Source organism: Sphingobacteriaceae bacterium GW460-11-11-14-LB5, assembly GCA_002151545.1.
In the GTDB taxonomy this organism is placed as follows: Bacteria; Bacteroidota; Bacteroidia; order Sphingobacteriales; family Sphingobacteriaceae; genus Pedobacter.
The window spans coordinates 694,095-705,832 of the sequence record CP021237.1 but is presented as its reverse complement, the minus strand read 5'-3'; the positions used below and the strand labels follow the sequence as shown (position 1 = coordinate 705,832).

Annotated in this window: 10 protein-coding genes; 3 read left to right on the top strand and 7 right to left on the bottom strand. The window is 36.7% G+C overall.

Annotated features, from left to right (window positions below):
• The first annotated feature begins 27 nt into the window (after nt 1–27).
• The 3 genes from CA265_02805 (at nt 28) to CA265_02795 (ending at nt 2,177) form a co-directional block, all read left to right on the top strand.
• The gene (locus CA265_02805) at nt 28–1,182 is read left to right on the top strand and encodes a hypothetical protein (protein ARS38668.1); all 1,155 of its coding nucleotides are present in this window, start codon (nt 28–30) and stop codon (nt 1,180–1,182) included.
• A 115-nt stretch (nt 1,183–1,297) separates the two neighbouring features.
• On the top strand, nt 1,298–1,573 hold the full coding sequence (locus tag CA265_02800; protein ARS38667.1) for a hypothetical protein: 276 nt from the start codon (nt 1,298–1,300) through the stop codon (nt 1,571–1,573).
• Nucleotides 1,574–1,871: 298 nt separating this feature from the next.
• Complete coding sequence (locus CA265_02795) at nt 1,872–2,177, top strand: hypothetical protein (protein ID ARS38666.1); 306 nt, start codon at nt 1,872–1,874, stop codon at nt 2,175–2,177.
• Between the two features lie 340 nt (nt 2,178–2,517).
• Here the strand turns inward: CA265_02795 and CA265_02790 are convergent, their stop codons facing one another.
• From CA265_02790 to CA265_02760, 7 genes are all read right to left on the bottom strand, one after another.
• Nucleotides 2,518–4,113, bottom strand: a complete 1,596-nt coding sequence (locus CA265_02790) for a hypothetical protein (protein ID ARS38665.1) — start codon at nt 4,111–4,113, stop codon at nt 2,518–2,520.
• Nucleotides 4,114–4,317: 204 nt separating this feature from the next.
• Nucleotides 4,318–5,523: a hypothetical protein gene (locus tag CA265_02785; protein ARS38664.1), complete on the bottom strand. Its 1,206-nt coding sequence runs from the start codon at nt 5,521–5,523 to the stop codon at nt 4,318–4,320.
• A gap of 115 nt (nt 5,524–5,638) precedes the next feature.
• Nucleotides 5,639–8,455 carry a hypothetical protein gene (locus CA265_02780; protein ID ARS38663.1) on the bottom strand — a complete coding sequence of 939 codons (2,817 nt, stop codon included), beginning with the start codon at nt 8,453–8,455 and terminating at the stop codon, nt 5,639–5,641.
• A 111-nt stretch (nt 8,456–8,566) separates the two neighbouring features.
• Nucleotides 8,567–9,082, bottom strand: a complete 516-nt coding sequence (locus CA265_02775; protein ID ARS38662.1) for a hypothetical protein — start codon at nt 9,080–9,082, stop codon at nt 8,567–8,569.
• Nucleotides 9,083–9,208: 126 nt separating this feature from the next.
• The gene (locus CA265_02770) at nt 9,209–10,780 is read right to left on the bottom strand and encodes a ribonuclease Y (protein ARS38661.1); all 1,572 of its coding nucleotides are present in this window, start codon (nt 10,778–10,780) and stop codon (nt 9,209–9,211) included.
• Nucleotides 10,781–11,112: 332 nt separating this feature from the next.
• Nucleotides 11,113–11,403, bottom strand: a complete 291-nt coding sequence (locus CA265_02765; protein ARS38660.1) for a cell division protein ZapA — start codon at nt 11,401–11,403, stop codon at nt 11,113–11,115.
• Nucleotides 11,404–11,436: 33 nt separating this feature from the next.
• Nucleotides 11,437–11,727 (bottom strand): hypothetical protein, encoded by a 291-nt coding sequence (locus tag CA265_02760; GenBank protein ARS38659.1) that lies wholly within the window; start codon nt 11,725–11,727, stop codon nt 11,437–11,439.
• Nucleotides 11,728–11,738: the final 11 nt, after the last annotated feature.

The following is an 11,738-nucleotide window of genomic DNA, read 5'->3' as shown; positions in this document are numbered from 1 at the left end:
TTGAGCACTATTTTGTTCGTTTGCCTGATGATGAATGCCATCATCTCGAAGGGACAAAACTATTCTTTCGATTTTTATGATGGGACCTTTAACTTTAGTATCGATTCTTCAGTGGTTTTTCCAATACCCAAAACAGCAACCACATCAGCCGTTTCAAACTTTTACAGCCGCATCTCCTCTGGTCAATATGCGCCCCTTATTTCGTCTTTAGAAAAATACCAGAAAAAATACAACCTAAACGACTGGATTTATTATCAGCTGATTCGTAAAACAGCCGAACAGATTAGCCCGAAAGCAGCTAATTATTTCGGTTATACTTTATACAAATGGTTTTTACTGAGTAAATGTGGCTACGATGCCAGGTTAGCCATAGGCAATGATCAGGTTATCTTTTATGTAAGAAATGAAGAGGATATCAGTGATATTCCGTTTTTTATGATTGATGATAAAAAGTTTATGTGCCTGAATTACCATGATTATGGCAAACTGTTTAAACAGACCGATGCTTACAAACCTGTTAAAATTTTAATTCCAGAGGCTAAAAATCCTTTCTCTTATAAGGTAACCAGAATGCCCGATTTTAAACCGGAAAGTTATCAGGAAAAGGATATCGAATTTAGCTACCGTCAAAAAATCCATCACTTTAAGCTAAAAGTTAATGAAGATGTACAAGCCATTTTCAAAAATTATCCGGTAGTAGATTTTGAGAGTTATTTTAATATCCCTTTAAGCAGGGAAACGTACAGCTCGCTTATTCCCACCCTGAAAGAAAACCTAAAGGGCATGGATCAGAAAAAAGGGGTTGATTACCTGATGAGGTTTACCCGTTATGGTTTTTTATATGAAGATGACGGTGAAAACTTCGGCAAGGAAAAACGTTTCTCCCCTGAACAAACGTTATTAAGTACGTACAGCGATTGCGATGACCGGGCTGCACTATTTTTCTATCTGGTAAAGGAAATATATAACCTGCCGATGATTGCCCTGCTATACCCTAAACATTTAACCATTGCTGTTCAGTTTGATAAACCAATTGGCGAACCGGTTACTTATAAAGGCAAAAAATATTCGTATTGCGAGCCTACCCCCCAGGCTCAAAACCTAAAAATCGGACAACTTTCTTCAAATTTCAAAAACAGTAAATACGAAGTGGTTTATGCATACGAGCCTGTTAAGAAATAGCCATTCACATTAAATTAATGTTAAAAAATTATTATGTTATCAACAACAGGTTGATTCATGGGCTATTTAAGGTAATTTAGATTTCTTATATTGAGTTAAATTTAAAACCTGGTCTATGTCTGCTGTTATCTATACTGTTTTAAAAGAATTTTTTGTTGAGGTAAACGGCCACGCCATAAAGGCTAGAATTATGTCGCCTATTAATGATGACAAAGTTTTCGTTTTCAAAATCAGTTCGTTTTACAAAAGCAAAACTGATGCTGATGCCTATGAACCGGCGTCTACATTTACCTCTTATGCAAATGCAGAGCGGCATTTACTTCAGTATTTGGAAGGCTTCCAGAATACATTAGATCTGGGTGGCGAAATCGCAGCAGGGCATACTTTTTAAATATTTTCCTTATCGTCTTTTTCAGGGGGAAGTTCAGATTGAATGGTCTCCTCTTCAAAGGCCTTCTTATCCTTTTGGTTTCTTTTAATCAGGTAAACAATTAAAATAATAACCAGAACCGCAACGCCGATTAATATTGGATAGTTCATATTCGTTCGATTAAATTCTAAACTATTTGATTTAAACTAAGTTATGAGAAATATTTTATATGTTAAGCGCCGGGCTATGTGTTAACATAATCATAATATTAATTTAACTTTCTGTTTTTTTATCTTTGAAGAAACCCTATAAGTTCTAAATGAAAAAGAATAAATCCAAGTCGAAAAATCATTCGACAAGCAAAAAACTACGCAAAGAATTAGAATCGAAATTAGCCCTTGCATTTAACGAACTTGTTATCCAGTACGGAAAAGCCAAAAAAACTGATAAAGTAATCGAAAAATTTGCAAAGCAATTAACTAAAAAAGTTACTTTCGCTACTCAAGATGATTCTATAACGCCATATATTAAAGAAGAAAAAGCAACGCCTGCAAGTCCGAAGGTTAAAACAGCTAAACCTGCTGTAGCAAAGAAAAGCAAAGTAGAGATTAAAGAAACAGCATAAAAAATTATAAAATAAAAGGGGGCGTTCATCATCAAAATGAACGCCCCCTTTTTTATTTGCTCAACAGTTAATGTACAATAATATTTTTTACCGCCGTTACCAGTGTGTATACTTGCCATCAGAAACTGTAGGCTGTAATTGATAGCTGTCAGGTGTACTGAAACCAACCAATCTCATTAATATTGGATCAGGAAATTCGTAATAATAACTAATCCTATTAATACCGGTGCCATCCCATTGATAGTAAATCCAGTTTCAACAGTTTTATAACTCATCTGATAGGGCTCCTGATCATTTGTAAATAGCTGCAATTCAAATATGCTCTTATAAATTAGAAATCCTATGTAAATTCTAGCGTAGGCTTTACTGTTTTTATAATTGTAATAGGCTTAGAGCCATTACCAGGCGTTATCAATATCGTATAACGTATGCGAATACCATCAAGATTGGTGGCATTATAGTAACCTGTTCCGATACTATAATCCTGACGATGCTGAACCTTAAAGAAAATATTCTTAGCATTCGCAACATTCGAGCTGCTACCATAAGCATAAATTTCTTCTCCAACGATTTCTTTCCCATAACTTTCGGGCATTGGATAATTTGGATCATTCCTATCCAAATACCTCTCTATGGTTGTTTTTTCAGAAGGACGGCCATAACTTGCATATTTTTGCCTATAAGGTACAAGTACATCAATTCTGGTAACTTTAACTGTTGTTCCATCATTTGTAACCTCTGGATTGGTTATTGGTCTAAAATCATTAAGGAGGCCATGATGATAAACTACACTATAATCGTCGATATATTTTGTCTCTGCACCAGGAGCTTCGTAGATTAACACTTTCTGATTCGCTACGAACAGAATTGGGGCTACTGAAAAATCAAAAACACCTAAAATCTTATTATAACTCGGAATATATCCAACGGAATTAGCATTCGCCGATCCCGGCATTGCTAAAGTAGTACTTAAGATACCGCTATTATTTGTTATTGAGCCAGTCAAATTAGTTTCTACTTTTAATTTTAGATCAACTACCTGAGGGCTGGTGGCAGCTCCCCCCAATATGGCACTAAAAAAACCTTTAACCGCACCACTTAAACCACCTTTAACACCATCCTCTATAGACTTTGTTACATCTGTTCCAAAGACTTTTGATTTAGGCAGATTTAGTGCTTGTATCCCCTTAAAACCAGCTACAAGAATAGCAGTATTCCCTAGATTCCCTAATAAACTACCTAGATTAAAGCCTCCAGAGCTTGCGGTACCAACAGTACCTGTTAAAGTTCCACTTGACGTTCCATTAAGTGCAACTTGAGACAAATTAGTTGAAGATACATTCCAAACAAAGTTTAAATTCTCTTGACTGGTGTTTGCAATATAGGGATCATAAGCTAGCTCGTATTGACAAGCATACCATGCACCAGTTGATAATATCTGATAATTTTGAATCTTTGTTACTGATTGTGGTACATTTTCAGGATCGATAATCTCTTTAGAAAAATTCATTATTGAAGACGGATATCCGCCAGATATGCCTAATCCATCACTAAAGTATGAAGATGCGTATGGGCTTCCAGGAGGTAAATACAGATAAAAGCGTATTAATCCTCTATATTTATTGTAAAGTGCAAAAAAATTGGGAGATGTTAATTGAGTAGGACTAAACGTATTGTAAATCAGATTCCAGCCATCTGCCTTTTTATAATCAAAAGCAATTTCATTTGGGAATAATTGATTACTCCCTGATGCCCAAGGCACCAAGATAGGTGGTGAACCTGCTGGTGTAGGCATATAATCAGCAGTTTCCCAATCAAAGACATGGGTGGGAATACTTGCAAGTTTATTACTAATTTTCAATTTCTTAGGTTCAGATACCAGAGTTGTATCTTTTTTACAGCCACAGAATGCCATAGCAATTAAAGCCGCAACCATTACGATTTTAAGAGATGTTAAATAGACGTTTTTCATAACTAAAAATACCGTTGTCTCATTAATAAATAGTTAAAGACTTATTAAGTTATCAATTATGCATTAATATAATTAGATTCTAATTTAAAACCATTATTACCAAAAAAGGGTATCCATCATATGATGAATACCCTATCTATATCCTGTTATACAGGAAAAAGTTTATGCTTATAGGTTAGCTAATAAATCTACACCATCAACGGTTGACCATTTACCTTTAACTAAAGTAGCACCAGTTGCAGTAGTTGAAGTGGTCCAGTTTGTACCAAAACTAGCCGCGGTAACGTTTATGGTAGACACTCCGTTAATAAACAAGTTTGGTGTATTGGTAACCTTAACATTAGTTAATTTGATCTTACCCGTTAATACCTGGTGGTCAAATGTAACTAAATCGCGGATTTGTACAGCACCACCATTAAATGCAGTAGGCGTTGTTTGGCTAGCATAACCATCAATTACGATATTGCTATAATCACCATTACCTTCTGCTTTAAACTGGAAAGCATCTAACTGGATTTCACTTTGTGCTTCAGTTGTAGTACCAGCAGCTCTTTTTAACGTAATGTTGGTTACTTTTGGAAAAAATGCATTGTCTACACCTTTTGATTCTACTTCCATACCATAGTTGCCCACACCGGTTTGATAAGCATACCAGTTGGTATTATCCTGGCCTCTCCAGCCATCCTGCCAATCGAAAGAATCATCAGCATTACCATAAGAGATTAAGTTTTTAGCACTTACGGTACCACCATAAAATTCGAAACCATCATCATTTCCTTTGTAAGAAACCAGGTTTTCTAATACTGTTCCACTACCTACAGAATAGAATGAGAAACCATTTTGTTCTTTAGAGTTGGTTGTAATTACACGGCCTGCATATTCTACTCTTACATATTTTAATGAACCACCATTATGGGCAGCATTAGTACCACCGTATGGCAATAATAAACCATCCTCAGAGTTTGAAGTTTGAGGAGCAGGAGCAGTCGATGAGTTTACAATCGGCGCATCACCATACATGATAATGCCATTCCAAGAACCACCAACTTTTGATTTTTCTGTTAATACAATTGGGTTATCGGCAGTACCGTTGGCAATTAACTTACCACCGTTTAATACTACTAAACCATCATCACCATCAGATTTATCAGCAGTAAAAGTAGAACCCGCCTCGATAGTTAAAGTAACACCTGATTGAATTTTAACAATACCTTTTAACGTATAATTACCAAAAGCCAATGTTCTGTTAGCTGTAATATCGCCTGTGATTTCGCCTACTACCGGAACTTTTGTAGGGATCTCGTCATCTTCGTCTTTTGAACAGCCCGTAAAAATTGTAGCTGACACAGCAATTGCATAAAGTAATTTTTTCATTTTTAATCTTTTTTAATTTTCCTTTGATGTGTAAATTTAGTTTTCCTATGTTTTGAATACATTAACCCATGTTTAACATTACGTAAACCGAAGGTTAATAAATCGTAATGTCAAATTAGAATGTGTAACCAAGGCCTAACGATACGCCAACACCTCTTTTATAATCTTTAACGGTAAGGTCGTTCTCGTATATTTTCACTAAACTATTTCCGCCTAAATCAACTTTATAAGTTGGGTTTAAGATATTCTCTACGCCAAACTTTAAATCCCACTTGCCCGAAATCTTGTTGCTCCAGATCAAATCCAGTTTTCCAAAAGGTTTTTCGTAATAGTTATCTAAACCATTGGTACCTACCGCGTAAATACGTTCGCCATAAATGTTGTAGGCCAGTGTAATGGTACTTTTCCAGTTTTTACTGAAATTACTTTCGTGTTTGATATCGGCATTGATTAACCACGGTGAAGCACCCTGTAACTTACGGGTATTATCATTACCGATGGCAGCAGTTTCTGCACTGTTTTTTACTTTATCGATGGTTGTTTTCGTATACATCAACGAGGTATTGAAACCAACTGAGAAATTAGAAAGTGATTCGCTGAATCTTGAGAGTTGCAATAAAAATTCTAATTCCGCACCATATAAAATTGCTTTTTTAGAGTTATCATAAGTAATGGCTAAACCACCGCTTCCAGCTGTTGGTGTAAACAAACGTTCAATAGGATTTTTCAAATATTTGGCAAATCCGGTTATGGCAAACATTTCGGTATTAGAAGGGAAAAACTCATATTTCACGTCTAAATTATAGTTTTGACTATTAATCACATTAGCATTACCATTTTCGATAGTTCCATCAGGATTTACGAACTCTAACGGGAAAGCCTCCATAATAACCGGTTTGGTTAAGGTTTTTGAAAGTGATAGCCTTAAGTTGGTTTTCTCGCTAACCGAATATTTAAAGTTTACAGCTGGCAAAACATCTGTATTGTTTTTTGTGACCCTTACAAAAGGATCGTCAATAGTTCCTGGATTTCTGAATCTTGTAACCCGTTGCGATTGCTCGACCCTTAACCCACCATTGATGTTAATTTTATCACCTACTACAAGAGATAAATCGGCATAACCGGCGTTAACACTTTCCTGCATGCGGGCAAGATAAGTTGCACCTGTACCTTCATTATAAGTAAAACCACCGTTGGCAATCTGCCCGGCCAAGGTAGCATCAGGTTGATTGGTATTAAAAGTAGCATTGTTAGAGGCCAGGTTTTGTGAAACCAAAAACCTGAAATTAGATTCTATTTTATTGAAAGAGCCATTGTAACCTACCGTAAATTTATTCGCTTTTGCTAAATCGCTATTTCCAAACTTCCAATTGTATTCCAATAAACCAGATCCGAAGAAATCGCCATTAAAATCCATATACTGTCTGGTGATACTATTACCAGTATAACTGATTGATGTGGTATTGTTATCAAGCTTCGCTCCTTTAAACGATTTTCTGTCAGGAAGTTCGTAGCCTGTTTTTGAATAAGAAGCTCCTGCCCTTACGCTATGTCTATCATCTTCCGTTATTTTATAATTCGCAAATACCTGTCCGGTAAAAAAATCAGTTTTTTGCAATTGGTTTAAGCGGATAAACGAGTTATTGGCAGTAGCCTGGCCATTGGTATAACCCAATTGATCCTGTATCATGGTTTCAGTTCCTTTTAAATAAAAGGCATTTAAATTTAAGTTTAACCTGTTGGTACCATAATTAACCGCACCCAATAAAGATGAGTTGGTCGAAAACCTGTATTTAGTGGTATATAAGTTGTTATCGTAAATACCCTGAACGGTATTAAAGAAACGATCTACACCTTCTCTTATTTGAAAATTATTATCTGTATTTACAGAAACCAGATACTGGAAAGAACGGTTATTGTCAAATCTGATTTTTCGTGTATGTAGTATCCCAATATTTGTATTTAAAGGTGCATTTCCTTCTTCTACATCGAAGCCAGAGTCAAACTGTGAGTTGGCTTCGTTTGCAGTCATGGTATAAGATGATGGCTTCTTACCGAAAACCTTCGGTATGCTACGGTCATTGCTTGGAAAACCAAAGTAATCGCCAACTGAAGTCTCACCCTCCGGTCTTAAGAATTTTTTAAAGCTACTGTTAGAAAGAAAGCTGGTACCGATATTAATTTTCGTTACTGCCTTTTCGCCCTTAGCCGTTACAATATTAAATGTTCCACCCGCAAAATCGCCATATAAACCTGAGTTGAATGTTTTGTAGGTTTCTAAAACACTTACAATGTCTGTTGGGAAAAGATCTAATGGGATAATCTTTTTGAAAGGATTGTTAGAAGGAACAGCTAAACCATTTATTAAAAGATTATTATACCTGTCTTCTAAACCCCTTACAAATAAACCCCTGCCATCTACTTTGGTAATACCGGTAATTTTGGTTAATCCTTCTTCAACATCACTTACACCCTTCCTGGATAATTCCTGGATTCCGATACCCTGTTTAATTTCGATTGCATTTTTTTGAAGCGATAAAAGTGCCGTTTCAGTTTCTCTGCTGGCCTGACCTTTTACCTGTACATCAGCTAATTTTTGAGAATTAGATTCTTCAAGCGCCAGGTTTAAAGTAGTTGTAGCCCCTCCGGTCACTTCCACAGCCGGTACTTCTTTATTGGCATAACCTACATAAGAAGCCTCTATAATAAATTTGCCATCTTGTAATGCAGCGATAGTATATTTACCATCTGCACCTGTAGAAGTACCTTTAGTTGTACCTTTAATTTTAACCGTTACCCCAATTAAGGTTTCGCCCGTTTTTTTATCGGTAACCGTTCCAGAAATTTTTCCTGTTTGTGCATACGCAAGTATGCTGATCGTTAAAGCGAACACCGTGAGTGCCGCTCTTTTAAAAGAGTTTAGTAAATCCAATTTGCCTTTATTTGATAAGGGCAAAAGTATTACCACAGTGTTAACTACAGGTTAGGTGTTAATTAACATTGTTTTACTTTAAAGTTAACTAAACGTTAAGTGCTTTCAGGGTCAGTAACGAATACCTACTTTCTTGCAAATGAAGTGCAATAACCAGATCGGACCGATTAACAGGAACTTAACATCATCCAGGAATGATGGTTTTTTGCCTTCAATTTTATGACCAATGAACTGACCAATCCAGGCGGCAACAAATATAGCCGCATAAATGGCATAGGCTGTTCCGCTCCCTAAACCCACAGCCTGTTCAATCTTTACAATGATGTAGCTCATTAGTCCCACCACCCAGATCATCAAAAAAAACAATACCGGCGAAAGCGTGAAGTAATAATACAAGCTAAAGGCCAATAAAAAAGAGGCCCAGTTAAAGAAACCATTATAGCTACCCAAAAAGCCAATATGCGGAAAAGGGATCTGCCAGATCAATCCTAATAAGCTGAATACAATTAACGGAACACAGATCCAGTGCACGAGTTTGTTTGTTGGATTTTGGTGACTTTCGGCATACTTATCAAAAAGTACATCTACTGGTCGTTTGGGTTCGGTTGTTATGGTTTGCTTGCTCATTATGTAAAAATAAAAAAAAGCGATGGAATATCCATCGCTTTATATTTTGTTTTCGCCGGGGTTTGTGCCTTCACAAACCTTTTCTATTACTAAGATCCTGAAACAAGTTCAGGATGACGATTTAACCTATTTTGCAAATGCTACTGAACGGGTTTCTCTGATTACCGTAACCTTAATCTGACCAGGATAAGTCATTTCGGTTTGAATACGGGTCGAAATATCAGCAGCTAAAAGTTCTGCCTGCGCATCTGTAATGCGTTCGCTTTCTACAATCACACGTAATTCTCTACCAGCCTGAATAGCAAAGGTTTTTTCAACACCAGGATAAGATAAAGCCAGTTCTTCCAAATCTTTAAGGCGTTTAATATAACTTTCTACCACCTCGCGACGTGCACCCGGGCGTGCGCCAGAGATCGCATCACAAGCCTGAACGATTGGCGAGATCATCGAAGTCATCTCAATTTCATCGTGGTGGGCACCAATAGCATTACAAATTTCAGGATGCTCCTTATATTTTTCGGCCAATTGCATTCCTAAAATGGCGTGTGGCAATTCAGGGTTATCATCTGGCACTTTACCAATATCGTGTAATAATCCTGCACGTTTGGCCATTTTAGCATTTAAGCCAAGCTCTGCTGCCATGGTTGCACAAAAATTAGCTACCTCACGAGAGTGATGTAACAGGTTTTGTCCGTAAGATGAACGGTAACGCATACGGCCAACCATACGGATTAACTCAGGGTGTAAGCCATGAATACCTAAATCGATCACAGTACGTTCACCAATTTCTACAATCTCATCTTCGATCTGTTTTTTGGTTTTGGCTACAATTTCTTCAATACGTGCCGGGTGGATACGACCATCTGTTACCAAACGGTGTAAAGCCAAACGGGCAATTTCTCTTCTTACCGGATCGAAACCTGATAAAATAATTGCCTCTGGTGTATCATCCACAATAATCTCAATACCGGTAGCGGCTTCTAGCGCACGGATATTTCTACCTTCCCTACCAATAACGCGACCTTTAATCTCATCACTTTCGATATGGAAAATAGAAACCGAATTTTCAATTGCAGCTTCAGTAGCGGTACGCTGAATGGTTTGGATCACCACTTTTTTAGCCTCTTTACTGGCGGTTAATTTTGCCTCATCAACAATATCCTTCACCTGCATCATTGCTTGTGTACGGGCTTCCTGTTTCAGATTTTCTACCAATTGCTCTTTAGCTTCTTCAGCAGAAAGACCAGCAATGGTTTCTAATTGTTTTAGATGCTGATTCTTAAGCACTTCTACTTCTTCCTGTTTTTTAACAGCCAGTTCAGTTTGCTTTTCGAGGTTGCTTTTATGCTTATCGAGTTCCTGCTCTTTTTTATTGAAGTTCTCCATACGCTGATTTACCGATTGCTCTTTCTGCTTCATGGTATTTTCGCGCTGGTTAATGTTATTGTTTTTCGCATTCACTTCTTGTTCATGCTCGGCTTTCATTTGCAAAAACTTCTCTTTTGCTTCTAAAAGTTTATTCTTTTTTAAAATTTCTGCATTGTTCTCTGCATCTTTTAAAATCTTCTTCACTTTGTTCTGTGCAGCAACTTCCTGCTGTTTAAGCAAGTTACGCAGGAGGAATCTTCCTACCACTACTCCGATAGCTATACCCGCTATTACGGCAAATACGTATCCTAATATTTCAACTATTTCCATTTTGTTTTTTAAGTAAAAAAAAAACCGCAACTAATTTTTAAAGTCTCATACATTTTAAACCTCAACTAAGCATAATTAGGGTTTAAGCCATTTTCAGGTGCCATAGCAGATGAAATACGCCCTCTTAACCCTATAGATATTGAAGTGTTAAGTTTTATAAAATTTGAAACTCAAAAACTAGCTGCGGCTATATTTTTGTGCTAATATATTTAAGGCATGCGTCATCCTGAATTGATTTTACTACGTAGCTTTCCGCTGCGCTACAGCTCAGGATCTTATTAAACAGGCTCTGAAACAAGTTCAGAGTGACGTATACTTTGAAAGAACGAACCTTATTTTGAAAAGAAATTACTGAGTAAAACATCCAATTCTTCAACTTTATCGGCAACAGCAGTATCCTGGCTTTGTACTTTATTTTCTGTTCTCAATACAGCTGTTGCATAGTGCAACACAGCCATAGAAAGAAGATCCTGCTTATCTCTAACCGCATAATTATCCTGATAATCCTTTATGCGCTCGTTGATCATTTTTGCTGCCCGTCTCACAATTTCTTCCTCTTCCATATTCACCTTTAGCGGATAAATACGGTCGGAAATGGTTATTTTAATCGAGATTTCTCCCATTTGTTTAGCTTAGTTTCTGATTTCTTTGCACCATTATTTTTTTAATAATGCAATACTTTTATCAATCTCCCGCACAAAATCGTTAATTTTTTGTTTAATGTCAAGCGATTTTTCGCTTGTTCCCTCTATACTTTTGGCCAATTTAGTAACCCTTAATTTTTCGTCAAGTTCTACATTTTTGCCCTTCGCCGTATCGAGTGCTACTTTTAACGATTGATTTTCAAGCTTTAATAAATCATTTTCTTCCTGTAGCGCATTACATAGCTCTAATACCTGAGCCGTTTTTTGTAATACTTTATCTAATTGATCTGCAACAGAAGTCATGAATTTATTTC